Origin of the sequence: Streptomyces coeruleorubidus (genome assembly GCF_028885415.1) — a bacterium.
Taxonomy (GTDB): Bacteria; Actinomycetota; Actinomycetes; order Streptomycetales; family Streptomycetaceae; genus Streptomyces; species Streptomyces coeruleorubidus_A.
Genome location: NZ_CP118527.1, coordinates 6,469,265 through 6,484,099, shown reverse-complemented (window position 1 = coordinate 6,484,099; position 14,835 = coordinate 6,469,265). Strand labels below are relative to the sequence as shown.

General features: G+C 72.1%; 16 protein-coding genes. 5 read left to right on the top strand and 11 right to left on the bottom strand.

Going from position 1 to position 14,835, the window contains the following annotated elements; genetic code table 11:
- Nucleotides 1–6 precede the first annotated feature (6 nt).
- Nucleotides 7–591, bottom strand: a complete 585-nt coding sequence (locus tag PV963_RS30275; RefSeq protein ID WP_274819215.1) for a DNA-3-methyladenine glycosylase I — start codon at nt 589–591, stop codon at nt 7–9.
- On the bottom strand, nt 588–989 hold the full coding sequence (locus tag PV963_RS30270; RefSeq protein ID WP_425540958.1) for a DivIVA domain-containing protein: 402 nt from the start codon (nt 987–989) through the stop codon (nt 588–590). The genes PV963_RS30275 and PV963_RS30270 overlap by 4 nt, the downstream gene beginning before the upstream one ends.
- Before the next feature lie 135 nt (nt 990–1,124).
- On the opposite strand from PV963_RS30270, the gene folP reads away from it, so the two are divergent.
- A complete protein-coding gene (folP, locus tag PV963_RS30265) occupies nt 1,125–1,985 on the top strand; it encodes a dihydropteroate synthase (protein ID WP_274819213.1) in 861 nt (286 codons plus the stop codon).
- 98 nt (nt 1,986–2,083) lie between these two features.
- Here the strand turns inward: folP and PV963_RS30260 are convergent, their stop codons facing one another.
- Together PV963_RS30260 and dapE are read right to left on the bottom strand one after the other, a co-directional pair.
- Nucleotides 2,084–2,842, bottom strand: a complete 759-nt coding sequence (locus PV963_RS30260; protein ID WP_274819211.1) for a TIGR00730 family Rossman fold protein — start codon at nt 2,840–2,842, stop codon at nt 2,084–2,086.
- Nucleotides 2,843–2,960: 118 nt separating this feature from the next.
- Nucleotides 2,961–4,040 carry a succinyl-diaminopimelate desuccinylase gene (gene dapE / locus PV963_RS30255; protein WP_274819209.1) on the bottom strand — a complete coding sequence of 360 codons (1,080 nt, stop codon included), beginning with the start codon at nt 4,038–4,040 and terminating at the stop codon, nt 2,961–2,963.
- 84 nt (nt 4,041–4,124) lie between these two features.
- Here dapE and PV963_RS30250 point away from each other — a divergent pair, with 84 nt between their 5' ends.
- Together PV963_RS30250 and PV963_RS30245 are read left to right on the top strand one after the other, a co-directional pair.
- Nucleotides 4,125–5,108 (top strand): heavy metal transporter, encoded by a 984-nt coding sequence (locus PV963_RS30250; protein ID WP_274819207.1) that lies wholly within the window; start codon nt 4,125–4,127, stop codon nt 5,106–5,108.
- Nucleotides 5,109–5,455: 347 nt separating this feature from the next.
- Nucleotides 5,456–5,902: an ATP-binding protein gene (locus PV963_RS30245; RefSeq protein ID WP_274819205.1), complete on the top strand. Its 447-nt coding sequence runs from the start codon at nt 5,456–5,458 to the stop codon at nt 5,900–5,902.
- Between the two features lie 105 nt (nt 5,903–6,007).
- Here the strand turns inward: PV963_RS30245 and PV963_RS30240 are convergent, their stop codons facing one another.
- Nucleotides 6,008–7,099: a bifunctional succinyldiaminopimelate transaminase/glutamate-prephenate aminotransferase gene (locus tag PV963_RS30240; RefSeq protein WP_274819204.1), complete on the bottom strand. Its 1,092-nt coding sequence runs from the start codon at nt 7,097–7,099 to the stop codon at nt 6,008–6,010.
- 127 nt (nt 7,100–7,226) lie between these two features.
- Nucleotides 7,227–7,544, bottom strand: a complete 318-nt coding sequence (gene fdxA, locus PV963_RS30235; protein WP_010047804.1) for a ferredoxin — start codon at nt 7,542–7,544, stop codon at nt 7,227–7,229.
- A 140-nt stretch (nt 7,545–7,684) separates the two neighbouring features.
- Between fdxA and PV963_RS30230 the strand changes: the two genes are divergently transcribed.
- Complete coding sequence (locus PV963_RS30230; RefSeq protein WP_274813617.1) at nt 7,685–8,701, top strand: GNAT family N-acetyltransferase; 1,017 nt, start codon at nt 7,685–7,687, stop codon at nt 8,699–8,701.
- Between the two features lie 30 nt (nt 8,702–8,731).
- On the top strand, nt 8,732–9,583 hold the full coding sequence (locus tag PV963_RS30225) for a transglutaminase-like domain-containing protein (protein ID WP_274819202.1): 852 nt from the start codon (nt 8,732–8,734) through the stop codon (nt 9,581–9,583).
- Nucleotides 9,584–9,709: 126 nt separating this feature from the next.
- On the opposite strand, the gene PV963_RS30220 is transcribed toward PV963_RS30225, so the two are convergent.
- The 5 genes from PV963_RS30220 to mshB all read right to left on the bottom strand — a co-directional run bounded on the left by PV963_RS30220 (nt 9,710) and on the right by mshB (nt 14,815).
- A complete protein-coding gene (locus PV963_RS30220; RefSeq protein ID WP_274813618.1) occupies nt 9,710–10,069 on the bottom strand; it encodes a hypothetical protein in 360 nt (119 codons plus the stop codon).
- A gap of 87 nt (nt 10,070–10,156) precedes the next feature.
- Complete coding sequence (locus tag PV963_RS30215; protein WP_274813619.1) at nt 10,157–10,441, bottom strand: hypothetical protein; 285 nt, start codon at nt 10,439–10,441, stop codon at nt 10,157–10,159.
- A gap of 148 nt (nt 10,442–10,589) precedes the next feature.
- Entirely contained in the window at nt 10,590–13,391 is a 2,802-nt protein-coding gene (locus PV963_RS30210; protein ID WP_274813620.1) for a hypothetical protein, read from the bottom strand.
- Nucleotides 13,392–13,547: 156 nt separating this feature from the next.
- The gene (locus PV963_RS30205) at nt 13,548–13,958 is read right to left on the bottom strand and encodes a DUF6113 family protein (protein WP_274819201.1); all 411 of its coding nucleotides are present in this window, start codon (nt 13,956–13,958) and stop codon (nt 13,548–13,550) included.
- A complete protein-coding gene (mshB, locus tag PV963_RS30200) occupies nt 13,955–14,815 on the bottom strand; it encodes an N-acetyl-1-D-myo-inositol-2-amino-2-deoxy-alpha-D-glucopyranoside deacetylase (protein WP_274819200.1) in 861 nt (286 codons plus the stop codon). The genes PV963_RS30205 and mshB overlap by 4 nt, the downstream gene beginning before the upstream one ends.
- Nucleotides 14,816–14,835: the final 20 nt, after the last annotated feature.

Sequence of the window (14,835 nt, the reverse complement as noted above, 5' to 3'; positions counted from 1 at the left end):
ACGGGGTCAGGTGCGACGCGCGACGCAGGCCTGGAGGTGGTCGTCGACCAGTCCGCAGGCCTGCATCAGCGCGTACGCCGTCGTCGGGCCGACGAAGCGCAGGCCCCGCTTCTTCAGCGCCTTGGACAGGGCCGTCGACTCGGGGGTGACGGCCGGGACGTCGGAGAGCGCCTCGGGGATGGGGCGGGTGCCCGGCTCGGGGGCGTGCGACCAGATCAGCTCGTCCAGTTCGCCCGGGGCCCACTCGGCCAGCACGCGCGCGTTGGCGAGCGTCGCGTCGATCTTGGCGCGGTTGCGGATGATGCCGGCGTCGGCCAGGAGGCGCTCGCGGTCCTCGTCGGTGAAGGCGGCCACCGAGGCGATCTTGAAGTCGGCGAAGGCGGCGCGGAAGCCGGGGCGGCGGCGCAGGATCGTGATCCAGGACAGGCCGGACTGGAAGGCTTCCAGGCTGAGGCGCTCGAAGAGCGCGTCGTCGCCGTGGACCGGGCGGCCCCACTCCTCGTCGTGGTACGTCACGTACTCCGGGGCGGACAGGGCCCAGGGGCAGCGCGGCGCGCCGTCCGGGCCGGCGAGGGCGGCGCCGTCGCTCATGGCCGGTCCTCCTGGCGCGGGGCCGGCTTGTCCATGGACACGTGGTTCTCCGCTGAGGTGTGGTTCTCCCTGGACACCGGGCCGTGGGGGCCCGCCGCTCGGGCGCCCGCCAGGGCCGACTCCAAGTGGGCGATGCGGGCGTCACGCTCGGCGAGCTCGGCGCCCAGGCGGCTGAGGGCGTCGTCCACGTCCGCCATGCGGTAGCCGCGGGCGGCGAGCGGGAAGCGCAGGTCCTCCACGTCGGCGCGGTCGACCGGGCGGTCCGGGGGCAGCGGGTCCCGCAGCCGCTCGGGGCCGGCCTCGGGCAGCGGGCCGTTCTCGCCGCCGCCCACCACGGCGAGGGTCACGGCGGCGACCACGACGGCCAGCGCGACGACAAGGAACAGGAACATAACCATCGCGGAGCCCCCACGGTCGGATGTGTCGGTGTCTTCGGACACGGATGGTGTCAGGCTCCGATCGTGCCATGCGCGTCTGACAGTTAGGGTCGCAGGCGGCGGAAGACGGGGTCGTACCAGGAAAGGTCACAGCGGATGCTCAGGCTGGGCAGGCGGGAATTCGGGCCGCACGAGCCGGTGATCATGGCGATCGTGAACCGGACCCCGGACTCCTTCTACGACCAGGGCGCGACCTTCCGCGACGAGCCGGCCCTCGCGCGCGTGGAGCGGGCGGTGGCCGAGGGAGCCGCGATCATCGACGTCGGCGGGGTCAAGGCCGGGCCGGGCGAGGAGGTCACGGCGAAGGAGGAGGTCCGGCGGACGGTCGGTTTCGTGTCGGAGGTACGGCGGCGGTTCCCGGACGTGGTGATCAGCGTGGACACGTGGCGGGCCGAGGTCGGGGCGGCCGTGTGCGAGGCCGGGGCGGACCTGCTGAACGATGCGTGGGGCGGGGTCGATCCGGGGCTTGCCGAGGTCGCCGCGCGGTACGGGGTGGGGTTGGTGTGCACACACGCGGGCGGTGCGGAGCCGCGGACCCGGCCGCATCGGGTGGAGTACGACGACGTCATGGCCGACATCCTGGACGTGACGGTCGGGCTGGCCGAGCGGGCGGTGGAGCTGGGCGTGCGCAGGGAGTCGATCATGATCGACCCCGGGCATGACTTCGGGAAGAACACGCGGCACAGTCTGGAGGCGACTCGGCGGCTGGGGGAGATGGTCGCAACGGGGTGGCCGGTGCTGGTGTCTTTGTCCAACAAGGACTTCGTGGGGGAGACGTTGGATCGGCCCGTGAAGGAGCGGGTGGTGGGGACGTTGGCTACGACTGCAGTGTCCGCGTGGCTCGGGGCGCAGGTGTACCGGGTGCATGAGGTCGCGGAGACGCGGCAGGTGCTGGAGATGGTGGGGGCGATCGCGGGGTGGCGGGAGCCTGCGGTTGCCCGGCGTGGGCTGGCCTAGGGCGTCGACCCGAGGTACCAGGGGGCTCCGCCCCCTGGACCCTCGGACCTGTGCCCACCCGCCGTCCGACTCGGTCGGCCAGGAAGCCCGGCTCGCCTCTACCTGCCCGCTTCCTTCGACACCAGTGCCACCGCCTCGTCCACGTCGTCCGTGACGTGGAACAGGAGGAGGTCCTTCTCCGCGGCCTTGCCCTGGGCGATGACCGTGTGGCGGAGCCAGTCGACCAGGCCGCCCCAGTACTCGCTGCCGAAGAGGACGATCGGGAAGCGGGTGACCTTCTGGGTCTGGACGAGGGTGAGGGCCTCGAAGAGTTCGTCGAGGGTGCCGAGGCCGCCGGGCAGGACGACGAATCCTTGGGCATATTTGACAAACATCATTTTCCGCACAAAAAAGTAGCGGAAGTTGAGGCCGATATCGACGTACGGGTTCAGGCCCTGCTCGAACGGCAGCTCGATGCCGAGGCCGACCGAGATGCCCTTGGCCTCCAGGGCACCCTTGTTGGCCGCCTCCATCGCGCCCGGGCCGCCGCCCGTGATGACCGCGAAGCCCGCGTCCACCAGTCCCCGCCCCAGCCGGACACCCGCCTCGTACTCGGGCGAGTCCGCCGGAGTCCGGGCCGAGCCGAACACACTGATCGCGGGCGGGAGTTCGGCGAGCGCACCGAAGCCCTCGATGAACTCCGACTGGATGCGCAGCACGCGCCAGGGGTCGGTGTGCACCCAGTCGGACGGGGCGCGCTCGTCCAGCAGCCGCTGGTCGGTCGTGCTCGCCTGCACCTGATCCCGCCTGCGGAGGACCGGGCCCAGGCGCTGTTCCTCCGGCGGCTGCTTCTTCCCCTCGGGGTTGCCGGTCGCCATGTGCGCTCCCTCCGTCGTGCCGGTCGTTCCGCCTCAGCGTAGATCTACGCGGGTTACGAACGAGGGACGTGAGCATGTCCGCGATCGAGCGCCGTAAACACGACGGCGTTCCGGCCGGTCAGGCCGTCAGCCAGGTCCGCAGGCGCTCCTCGCCCGCCAGGATCTTCGCGATCTCCACGCGCTCGTCCCGCTTGTGCGCCAAGTGGGGGTTGCCCGGGCCGTAGTTGACCGCGGGGACGCCCAGGGCCGAGAAGCGGGACACGTCCGTCCAGCCGTACTTCGGCATGGGGGTGCCGCCCACCGCCTCGATGAAGGCCTTCGCCGCCGGGTGGGACAGGCCCGGCATCGCGGCCGAGCTGTGGTCGACCACCTCGAACTCGTCCACGCCGCAGTCCGCGAAGACCTCCCGGACGTGGGCCACGGCCTCCTCGGGCGTGCGGTCGGGCGCGTAGCGGAAGTTGACGGTGACGACGCACTCGTCGGGGATCACGTTGCCGGCCACTCCCCCGGTGATGCCGACCGCGTTCAGGCCCTCGCGGTACTCCAGGCCGTCGATGACCGGCCAGCGGGGCTCGTAGGAGGCCAGGCGGGCGAGGATCGGGGCGGCCGCGTGGATCGCGTTGGAGCCCATCCAGCCGCGTGCCGAGTGGGCCCGCTCGCCCCTGGTCTTCAGCAGCACCCGCAGTGTGCCCTGGCAGCCGCCCTCGACCTGGCCGTCCGACGGTTCCAGGAGGACCGCGAAGTCGCCCCTGAGCCACTCGGGGTGCGCCTCGCAGACGTGCTTGAGGCCGTTCAGCTCGGCGGCGACCTCCTCGTTGTCGTAGAAGACGAAGGTCAGGTCGCGGTTGGGGGCGGGGACCGTGGCCGCGATGCGCAGCTGGACCGCGACGCCCGACTTCATGTCGCACGTGCCGCAGCCCCACAGGACGCCGTCCTCGTCGAGCCGGGAGGGGACGTTGTCCGCGATCGGGACGGTGTCGATGTGACCGGCCAGGATCACCCGCTCCGGGCGGCCCAGGTTCGTCCGCGCCACGACGTTGTTGCCGAACCGCTCGACCGTCAGGTGGGGCAGCGCCCGCAGCGCGGTCTCGATCGCGTCCGCGAGCGGCTTCTCGGTGCCGCTCTCGGAGGGGAAGTCGACGAGCCGGGCGGTGAGCTCCGCGGCGTTCAGCGTGAGGTCAAGTGAGGTGTCGGCCATGCCGTCGACCCTAACGCGCCAGGCCTGTGCACACTGTCCACACCTGGCTCAAGGCACTCCGTACTCTCCAGTACCTTGTACGGCGTGCCAGAGCCGTCCTCTTCTCCCAAGCGTCGCGGCCGCGTCTTCCGATGCGGATCCGCGTTCGTGATCCTGCTCGCGATCGCCGGTTACCTCGTGGTGCAGTACGTCACCGGAGGCACAGGCGAACCGGGCTGCAGAGTCGTCTCCGGCAAGGGCGACGGGGCGTCGTACGAGTTCACGCCCGAGCAGGCGGTGAACGCGGCGACGATCGCCGCCGTGGGCGACGGGCGCGGTCTGCCGGAGCGGGCCGTGACCATCGCGCTGGCGACCGCGCTCCAGGAGTCCGCCCTGCGCAACATCAGCCACGGCGACCGGGACTCGCTCGGCCTGTTCCAGCAGCGGCCCTCGCAGGGCTGGGGCACGCCGAAGGAGATCATGGACCCGACGTACTCGGCCGGCGAGTTCTACGACCACCTGGTCAAGGTGCCCGGCTACACGCGACTGCCGCTCACCGTCGCCGCGCAGCGCGTGCAGCGCAGCGGCTTCCCGCAGGCCTACGCCAAGCACGAGCCGGACGCCGCGCTGCTCGCCGCGGCTCTGACCGGGCAGTCCGCGGCCACGCTGACCTGTGAGGGCCGCCCGGCCGCGACCCGGGCGACAGGCCCGGACGGGGTGCGTGCCGCGCTCGTGCGGGACTTCGGGCGCGATGTGCTGGAGCCGGCCGGTGCCGAGGTGGGCCGCTCGTCGGCGGCCTCGCCGACGCCGTCCCCGAGCGGTACGGGCGACTCCGACGGGCGGACCATGACGCTGCCGGTGACCGCCGACACCAGTGCCGCCACCGGGCAGAGCGTGGAGCAGCGCGGCTGGCAGCTGGCGCACTGGGCCGTGGCCAACGCCTCCGAGCTGCACATCGCACGCGTCACGTACGCGGGGCGGGAGTGGGTCGCCGGGAACACCGCCAGCGAGTGGCGGGACGTCGCGGTGCAGGGCACCGCGGGTGCGGAGCCGGACGCGGACGCCGTCCGTATTGTGACGATGCGCTAGATCGCGCAGGGGTGCGGGCCTTCATCCCTGAGGGTTACCCCGAACGGCGTGGCGGCGACGGTGTGCGCAGGTTTTCGTGCCCGCACCGCGGAAACCGCGAGATCCCTTGGAAACAAAGGGCTGGAAGGATTCGGCGGGCTTTGTGGCACGAGCCTCTTTGCCCGTTTTTATCCGCAGGCGATAATGCGACGCATTGCCAACTCTTTACGTTGCGTCGCCGCAACCTTCGCGGGCTTCGAGCGGTAGTCACTGCGTCCGAGCCGGGGCGATCAACAGCCAGTCGATCAACTCCCGGACCCGGCCGGACACTTCACAACCTCACCGTTCTCTCCCGTCGAAGGAGCACCATGTCCCTCCCCCTGACCCGCCGGATCGCCCGTGCCGCGTTGATCGTCGCTGCGGGAGCGGCTGCCGGGGTCGGTGCGGCCGGCTCCGCCAGCGCGGCCCCCGAGCTGCCGGCCACCCCGAACCCCAGCGGGCTGACCGCCCTGGACGGGGCGAACGTCGGCGACACCGTCGACGGCGCGGCGCGGAACGTCACCAAGTCCGCCGGTGACACCGGCAGCAAGACCGTCAAGAAGACGGTGCCGGCCGCGGGCAAGACCAGCGGCAAGGCCGTCAAGAAGACCACGCCGGTCGCACAGAAGGCCGCCGGTGACGCGGCGGGCTCGGCCGGGCAGCTCGTCGGTGACGCGGCTGGTTCGGCGCAGGGCGACCTGCCGACGGGCTCTCTGACGAAGGGCGGGGTGCCGTCGGCTGACTCGCTGTCGGTCAAGAGCCTGCCGGTCGGCTGACGCCGGGTCCTCACCGCCGACGGGGTCCAGGGAGTTTCCCTGGACCCCGTCGGTTTGTGTCTGTCCGGGTCGGTTCGGCTGGGGTGTCTGCCCACAGCCAGGCCATTACAGACGTCGTACCGCCGCCGCTACCCGCTCGTCCGTCGCCGTCAGGGCCACGCGGACGAACTCGGCGCCTGCCGGGCCGTAGAAGTCGCCGGGGGCGACCAGGATGCCTCGCTCCGCCAGGTGGGACACCGTGTCCCAGCAGGATTCGCCCCTCGTCGCCCACAGGTAGAGGCTGGCCTCGCTGTGGTGGATGCGGAAGCCGTGGGCGAGGAGGGCCTCGCGCAGGAGGCCGCGGCGGGCGGCGTAGCGCTCGCGCTGGACGCGGACGTGTTCGTCGTCGCCGAGGGCCGCGATCACCGCCGCCTGGGTCGGTGCCGACGTCATCATGCCGCCGTGCTTGCGGATCTCCAGGAGGGGAGCCAGGACCGCGGGATCGCCGGCCAGGAACGCCGCGCGGTAGCCGGCCAGGTTCGAGCGCTTGGAGAGGCTGTGGACGGCGACGATGCCCTCGTACGAGCCGCCGTTGACGTCCGGGTGCAGCACCGAGACCGGGTCGGCCTCCCAGCCCAGCTCCAGGTAGCACTCGTCGGAGAAGAGCAGGATGCCGTGCTCGCGGGCCCAGGCGACGATCCGGGTGAGCTCCGCCTTCGCCAGGACCTTGCCCGTCGGGTTGGACGGGGAGTTCAGCCAGAGGAGCTTCAGGCCCTCGGGGTCCAGCTCCGTCGGGTCGTCGTAGACCTGGTACTCGGCGCGGGCGAGGCGGGCGCCCACCTCGTACGTCGGGTAGGCCAGGCGCGGGTAGGCCACCCGGTCGCCGGGGCCGAGGCCCAGCTGGGTCGGGAGCCAGGCGACGAGCTCCTTGGAGCCGACGATCGGCAGGACGTGGCGGTGGGTGACGTCCCGGGCGCCGAGGCGGCGCTCGACCCAGCCGGTGATCGCGTCGCGCAGCTCGGGCGTGCCCCAGACGGTCGGGTAGCCCGGGGAGTCCGCCGCGGCGACCAGCGCCTTCTGGATCAGCTCGGGGACCGGGTCGACCGGGGTGCCGACCGACAGGTCCACGATGCCGTCCGGATGGGCGGCGGCCGTGGATTTGTACGACGTCAGCTTGTCCCAGGGGAAAGTGGGGAGACGGTCGGAGACTGCGGACACGGTTTCTGGCTCACTTTCTGGTACGTACGAGCCTTCGCGGCAAACGCCTCGGCCCCGTACGGCGATCAGGGCGTGATCGGGCCGTACGGGACCGAGGCGGCACGGATGTGCGGGCCGCTTGCGGTGACTAGGCCTGCGGCGGCAGCGCGGCGATGAAGGGGTGGTCGCGCTCGATCAGCCCCAGCTTGCTGGCACCGCCGGGCGAGCCGAGCTCGTCGAAGAACTCGACGTTCGCCTTGTAGTAGTCCTTCCACTCCTCCGGAGTGTCGTCCTCGTAGAAGATCGCCTCGACCGGGCAGACCGGCTCACAGGCACCACAGTCGACGCATTCGTCCGGGTGGATGTACAAGGACCTGGAGCCCTCGTAGATGCAGTCGACCGGGCACTCCTCGATGCACGCCTTGTCCTTGACGTCGACACAAGGCTGCGCGATGACGTAGGTCACGCTGTCGTTCCTCCTCGATAGGGCGCTGGCGGGCCTCCTCAGGCTCCGCCGCCTGGCGCGCGGGAGCGCGGCGTCGTCGATGCCCGCCCCTAGTATCTCCGTTCCTGGGCATGATCCGAACAGGAGGGGTGAACTGACCTGTGGAAATCTCTGCCGCCGGGCGACTCGAGGTCCGTATCACCGCTGCTGACGTGGGCAAACGGGTCTCCGTACGGAGCTTGATCGAACATGCACCTCCAGGTGAGAAGTTCACCGACACGGTCGGGGTTCTCACATCATGGGACAAAGGTGTGTTGCTGATCACACGGAAGGGTGGCGAGAGCGTCCGCATCGTGGAATCCGCGCTGGTCGCGGGCAAGGTCGTACCCGCCGCACCGGCGCGTCGCCGCGGTCCGGCCGCCTCCTACGAGGAGCTGGCCCGGGTCGCCGCGCGGGCCTGGCGGCCCGTGGAGAGCGAGCTGCTCGGGGACTGGGAGCTGCGGGCTGCGTCCGGGTTCACACGGCGGGCGAATTCGGTGCTGCCGCTCGGTGACCCGGGCGTGTCCCTGGACGAGGCCCTCGACGCCGTTCGGCGGTGGTACGCCGAGCGTGGCCTGCCCGTCTACGTCCAGACCGCGACCGGTGCCGAGGGCACGCAGGAGCTGCTGTGCGCGGAGCTGGAGGCGCGGGGCTGGGTACGGGAGGTGACCGCCGAGATGTGGGTCGGGCCGCTGGCGCCGGTCGCCGACCTCGCCGAGCCCTCGGGGGTGGTGCTGTCCCGGGAGGCCGACGAGGCGTGGCTGGCCCGGTACCAGCGCAAGGGCGTGAGCGAGGTCGCGTTGCGGGTGCTGGGGAGCGGGCCTTCGGTGTGGTTCGCGACCGTGACCGGTTCGGCTGAGGACGAGGCTCCGGCCGCCATCGGGCGGTGTGTCGTCGACGGGCGGTGGGCCGGGTTCGCCGCCGTCGAGGTCGATCCGGATCTGCGGCGGCAGGGGCTGGGCACGGCCGTGATGGCGGCGCTGGCCCGGCGGGCCCTCGACGAGGGCGCGTCGGCCGCGTGGCTCCAGGTCGAGGCCGAGAATGAGGGAGCGCGGGCGTTGTACGCGGGGATGGGTTTCGCCGCGCACCACGCGTACCACCACTACCGGGCGCCGGATGCCCGCGCCTTTGGCCGGTAACCGATCGTCGTGAGAGGGCACGAGCCAGCTATGCGTCCCCCGTATCCCCCGCCCCCCGAGCGTTCCGCCGAGCTGCGGCGGTGGTTCGCCGAAGAGGCCCGGTCCGAGCGGCCCGATCTGTCGACGCTGTGCCTGCTGGTGGGCGCGGAGGCGGACGGAGCGCTGGACGAGGCGGGCATGGACGCCGCGCAGGTCGAGCTGGACCGGCTGGCCGGGCTGCTGCCGTACCGGCCCGGGGGGCCGCGGGCGTGGGCGGTCGCCCTGCGGGAGCTGCTCGGTGACCGGCTGGGGTTTCACGGCACCCCGGCGGACTACCGGCGCCTGGAGTCCTCCCTGCTCCACGAGGTGCTGGTGCGGCGTCGCGGGCTGCCGATCCTGCTGTCCGTGGTGTGGATGGAGGTGGCCCGGCGGGCCGGGGCGCCGGTGTACGGGGTGGCTCTGCCCGGGCATTTCGTGGTCGGGTTCGGACCTGACGAGGGGCAGGTGCTGGCCGATCCGTTCGACGGGGGGCGGGTACTCACGGGGGCGGACGCCGAGTTGATGGTTGCCGGGGCGACGGGGACGCAGCTTGATCCGTCGATGCTGCGGCCGGCCGATCCGCTGGATGTGGTGTTGCGGATCCTGAACAACGTGCGGGCGTGGGCGGCGGCTCGGCCGGAGCGGTCGGATGTGGCGCTGTGGGCGGTCGAGTTGTCGTTGCTGTTGCCCTCGCATCCAGCTCGGTTGCGGTACGAGCGGGCGCAGTTGCTGGTGGGGCGAGGGGATTTTCTGGGCGGGGCCGTGGAGCTGGAGGCCTACGCGGAAGTGGTGCGGGCAGTGGATGAGGGGGCTGCCGAGCGGGTGCGCGGGGAGGCTCACGCGGCCCGGGCGATGCTCAACTGACGCCTGCTCGCCGTAGGGGCCTTGTTCACGACCAGCCCTTTTCCCGTGCTGCTCGGACCGCCTCCGCGCGGTTTCCGGGCCTCGCCGCGGCAGCCGCCCGTGCGGCTCGTCGCGGTCGTCGTCCCGTCAAGGCCGGTGTAGGCCTTGGTGACCGCGTCCGTCATGAGGGCCTTGCGCTTTGGGGTCGGTGACCCCGTAGCGCCGCTCATTGGCCGAACGCGGTACGCCGAGCCGCTTCAGACGAGCGGGCCAGGTGTATCCCTTCGCCTTCACGCATGTCCCCGCCAGCTCGTCGACGGCCTGGTCGAGAACTGCTCGCTGCTCCGCGCTGACGCCGTAGGTATCGAGGGGGAGGATCGGCACCTGAACACCGGCAACGGTCTTCGTGGGCGGGGAGGAAGAGATCTCGGGTTCGCTCACCGTCAGGCCACCCGATTGGCATCCCGACAGCATCACGACGGAAAGGGCGGCAACGCCGGCGGCCACTGAGCTCTTCCGCATCAGGTCAGACGCTTCCTCCGATGGAGAGAACCCGAACGGGATGCGCCCCGGGAACGGGGCGCATCGTCGCGTTCAGTTCGGGCAGGCGGAATTCGAGCCGAAGCAGTGCGAACTCGCCGCGTTGTCGAGGGACAGGGACACCTGATTGATGTGATCGCCCGGGGGAATGGCGTTGAGCGCACCGGTGTAACCGGAGTGCTGGTAGAAGTGCAGCAATGTGTCGGGGTCCATGTTCTTCACCGAGGACACGGTGTTGTCGAGGGCCGTACCGGTGCCGTAATAGGTGCTGCCGCTGTAGTTGGTCTTGCTGTAGAGCGTGTCGTACAGGCCGCCGCTGTAATTCGCGAGTCTGTACAAACAGCCTCGCCGCCGCCCGAAGACTCACACGTCCTACGAGAGCAGGAGGGATCATTTTCGGTCATTCGAAAGCAGCTGGATTCCCGCTAGACGGGCTGAGGGGGCGCCCCGGCCATGAACCCGGGGCGCCCCCTCAACCTGCTCACGGCTAACTGGGGTTGGTGTCGATCACACCGACGCGGTCCGCCGCCGTCTTGCCGAGCAGGGCCGGTCGCATGGCGCCGATGACGTCGTCGGGCGTCACGGGAGTCTTCTTGCCGTTGCCCCGCGTGATCAGCACGTCGTCGTAGGCGCCGCCGTACAGCTCCTTCAGCGCGGCCTTGTCGTAGTACTCGACCAGCTTGTTGTCGACGGCCTTGACGCGGAGGAACCTCCACAGGGAGTTCTGGGGGCTGAACTTGACCTCCACCCCACCCGCCTCGACCGTGACAATGCCCGACATCGCCGGCTTGGCGAACTTGTTCATCATCCGGTCGACCTCGGCGTTGGAGATCTTCGGCTGCTGGGTGGTCGTCGGGATGGCCACCGAGGTGGCCGAGCCGGTCTCCACCTGGGTGCGGTACGCCTCCTCGATCGACGCGGTCGCCTTGGCGACGTCGATGCCCTTGCCGGGCTTGCCGTAGACGGGGACGGCCTTACCCGGCTCGAACTTGATCGTGCCCTCGGTGACCGAGCCGGCGCCGCCGGCCGCGCTCTCCAGGGAGGCGTGCAGCTTCTCCTCGTCGACAGGCATGACGGGCGTGACGACGCGGTGGTTGCCGAAGAGCGAGCCGATCACGGAGACCGGGTTGTAGTCGCTCTTCGCCGCCGCGTCGGCCGTGGCGTCCATGTCGAACTGGAGGCCCGCGTTGTCCGGGTCCAGGGCGACGGTCTTGCCGCCCACCGACAGCTTCAGCTCCTTGCCGACGCGGTCGTCGAAGGCCTCGTCGAGCTTCTTGACCGCGCCGTCGCGGGTCGTGCCGCCGATGTCGACGCCGAGCACGGTGGTGCCCTTGGGTACGTCGGTGCGGTTCATCAGCAGTCCGGCGCCGTAGACGCCACCGGCCATGACCACCAGGCCGGCGGCGAGCAGCACGAGCTTGTTGCGCCCCTTCTTCTTCGGCGCCTTCGAGGAGCTCGCCGGGGGCGGGGAGACCGGCTCGGGCAGCTTCGGGGCCGTGTGGGGCACCGGGCCGTCGCCGGGAGCGCCCGGGCCGTACGGCGAGGCCGCGCCGGGCGGTACGACGGGGATGCCGCTGGTGACGGTGTGTCCGGAGACGTTGTCGTGGCGGGGGCCGTAGCCCTGGCCCTCCGGCGGCTCGGGGGCCGGCTTCTGCGGGGTGAGGATGGCGGTGTCGTCGCTCATCCCGCCGCCGGGGCCGTGGCCCGCGGCGCCGTGGCTGGTGGGAGCGGAAGCGCCGGGGGCGCCGCCGAGGGGGCCGGGGCCACCGGGGCCCGAGGGGGCGCCGGGGCCGCCATGGCCTCCGGGGTTGCCCGTACCGCCGGGGCCGCCAGGACGCCCGGGGTTGGCCGTACCGGCAGGTCCGCCGGGTCCGCCCGTGCCGGCGGGGCCGCCTATGGCTCCGGGACCGGCGGGTGCGGCGGGGTCGCCCGGCCGACCGGGGTCGTTGAAGGCGCTGGGGCCACCCGGCGTGCCGGGGCCACCGGGCGTACCGGGGCCACCGGGCGTGCCGGGGCGACCGGGCTCGTCGAAGGCACCGGGGCCACCGGACCTACCCGGCTCGTTGAAGCTGCCAGGACCACCGGAGCGACCAGGATCGCTGAAGCCACCGGGGCCGCCAGGAATACCCGGCTCATTGAAGGCGCCGGGGCGACCGGGCTCGCTGAAGCCGCCGGGGCCACCGGGGCCACCCGGCTCGTTGAACGCACCGCGGCCACCAGGACCACCCGGCTCATCGAAGGAACCCGGCCCACCCGGACCACCGGGCTCATTGAAAGCACCAGGCCCGCCGGGGCCGCCCTGCTCGTTGAAGCTGCCCGGCCCGCCGGGGCCGCCCGCCGGGGGGACCATCGGGCCGTCCCCGGTGACCGGACCGGTGGTCGGGCCGGCCGGGCCCTGTGTGCCGGGGCCGCCGGGCCCGCCCGCGTCGCCGAAGCCGTTGGGAGCGCCCTGGCCGCCGTAGCCGCCCTGGTCGTTCCCGCCGAGGCGGTCGTTCTCCGAGAAGTACGGCAGGTCGTCGCGGCGCGTTTCGCCACCGTCACTGCCCGGGGCGGGACGTGAACCGTTGCCGAGCGGGCCCGCCGCCAGTGCCTCGGTGACGTCGAAGGAGCCCGTGCCGCCGCCGTGCCCGGGCGCGACGGGGCCGCCGGTCGCGCCGCCGGGGAGCCCCGCACCGTTCGTGCCGCCGGACCGGGAGCCGCCCGGCCTGCTCATGGAACCGACCACGCCTCCGGGCCGCCCGGCACCGGAGCCACCCGCAGCGGGGCCGCCCGAACCGGTACCACCGGCACTCGGACCAGCCGCACCGGGACCACCCGCCGCCGGACCCGAACCGCCCGGCAGACCGGCCCCGTTGGTGGAGCCGCTCCCCTGACCGGCCTTGCCCGAGCCCGACTTGCGGGGCGCGAACCAGTCGCTGGTCGGCTTGTCCTCGCCGGACCGGGCGGGCTCGGCAGGAGACTCGACCGTGCCGGTGCCTCTGGGCGTGGCGGCGCCCGGAGCCGTCGCGTCGTTGCCGGCGTCGGCGCCGGTGTCGCCGGAGGCCTCCGCATCCGCGACGGGCTTGCGCACGACCACCGGCGGAATGGGCCGGGACCCGGGGATGTTGATCCGGATCCGGGTCGTCAGCGTGGTCTCGGTCTTGCGTTCCTCCGGCCGCGTGGCCGAACGGCCCGCTTCCGTACCGCCGTCGGAGACCGTCGGGGTCCCGTACGGCGGCGTACCCGACGGGTAGGCGGCTCCGCCGCGCCCGTTGGGCCCGGAGGACGGAGTGTCAGTTTCACGACTCAAGGCAGGTTCTCCCGGTTGGCTCCGCCGCCCGACACAACCTCACGCGGGCAGCTCGGCGGCGCGCACCACCATACTGGCCACTTCTCACCCGCATCTCAGGACCGCTGGGGAAACTCACACCGGACCCCCACGGGCGCGTCCTGGCGAAGTGGTACGTCACTTGCCAAGTCGGACGGGGTCGCCGTCCGGTTGCCGCCTCGGGGCGAGGGTGGCACAGATCACAGCCACGCCGATGCCCCCGAGCAGGAAGAGATAGGAGCCGGCCCCCGCCGCGAACAGGAAGTCGCCCTCCGGGCGGCTGGCGGTGAGCAGGACCACGGCGAGCATCCAGCCGGCGGCGGCCGCGACACCCCCGGCCCGCCCGCGGGTGACGCGCGCGGCACCGAGGACGAGCCCGGCCTCGCCGGCGAGGGCGAGCAGCAGCCCGCCCGGGAACCACCCGGGCTGCACCAGCGCGCCGGCCGCGCCGACCACGGCTCCGAGCAGGAAGAACCCGGCAACGGCGGCGGCCCGTCCGGCGGAGGGCGGTCGCATCGGCTGGGCGAGCATCGGACTCCGGTCGCTCATGAGGCCTCCTCGATCCCGGCGAACAGGTCCGTCTCCCGCTCGCCGGAGCCCCGCTCGCCGCGCACCAGCTCGTAGTACTCGGTCGTGAGGATCGGCTGGGCGAGTTCGTTGGACAGCACGAAGTACGGCCCGGACACGGTGATCTGGGTGGCGTGGGCGCGCATCGCGGCGGCCTTGGCGGCGGCGTGCGCGGTGCCGTCGACCGCGGTGGTGATCTGCTCGTCGGCCACGACGCCCGGCACGTCGTCGACGTCGGCCGCCTTGGTGAAGGGCAGGCCGGGCAGGTCCTCCCGGAGCCGGGCGAAGGACTGCTCCACAACGGACCGGGGGGCCCGGTTCCAGTAGACCTTCGGGATCGGCCGGCCGGCCTCGGCGGACAGTTCGACGGCCCGCATGGCGACGCGGTGGGCCTGGATGTGGTCGGGGTGGCCGTAGCCGCCGTTGTCGTCGTAGGTGACGAGGACCTGGGGGCGTACCTCACGGATCACCTCGACGAGGTGTGCGGCGGCCTCGTCGACGTCGGCCTGCCAGAAGCAGGCGGGGTCGTCGTTGTCGGGCAGGCCCATCATCCCGGAGTCGCTGTAGCGTCCGGCGCCGCCGAGCAGGCGGAAGTCCCGGACGCCGAGCTCGGCCATGGCGGCGCCGAGCTCCCGGCGGCGGTGCTGGCCCAGGGCGGGGCCGGTCAGGTGCGCGAGCTCGGGCGGGATGACCTCGCCGCGTTCACCGAGGGTGCAGGTGACCAGGGTGACGTGGGCACCCTCGGCCGCGTACCTGGCCATGGTCGCGCCGTTGTTGATCGACTCGTCGTCCGGGTGCGCGTGCACCAGCAGCAGACGCCGGTCGGGCAGTTCCGTCATGGGACCACCCTATGAGGCAC

Coding starts and splice junctions, on each gene's coding strand:
- PV963_RS30245 (WP_274819205.1), top strand. CDS start 5,456: ATGTCCCTCCCCCTGACCCGCCGGATCGCCCGTGCCGCGTTGATCGTC.
- folP (WP_274819213.1), top strand. CDS start 1,125: ATGCTCAGGCTGGGCAGGCGGGAATTCGGGCCGCACGAGCCGGTGATC.
- PV963_RS30275 (WP_274819215.1), bottom strand. CDS start 591: ATGAGCGACGGCGCCGCCCTCGCCGGCCCGGACGGCGCGCCGCGCTGC.
- PV963_RS30225 (WP_274819202.1), top strand. CDS start 8,732: ATGCGTCCCCCGTATCCCCCGCCCCCCGAGCGTTCCGCCGAGCTGCGG.
- mshB (WP_274819200.1), bottom strand. CDS start 14,815: ATGACGGAACTGCCCGACCGGCGTCTGCTGCTGGTGCACGCGCACCCG.
- PV963_RS30205 (WP_274819201.1), bottom strand. CDS start 13,958: ATGAGCGACCGGAGTCCGATGCTCGCCCAGCCGATGCGACCGCCCTCC.
- PV963_RS30260 (WP_274819211.1), bottom strand. CDS start 2,842: ATGGCGACCGGCAACCCCGAGGGGAAGAAGCAGCCGCCGGAGGAACAG.
- PV963_RS30270 (WP_425540958.1), bottom strand. CDS start 989: ATGGTTATGTTCCTGTTCCTTGTCGTCGCGCTGGCCGTCGTGGTCGCC.
- dapE (WP_274819209.1), bottom strand. CDS start 4,040: ATGGCCGACACCTCACTTGACCTCACGCTGAACGCCGCGGAGCTCACC.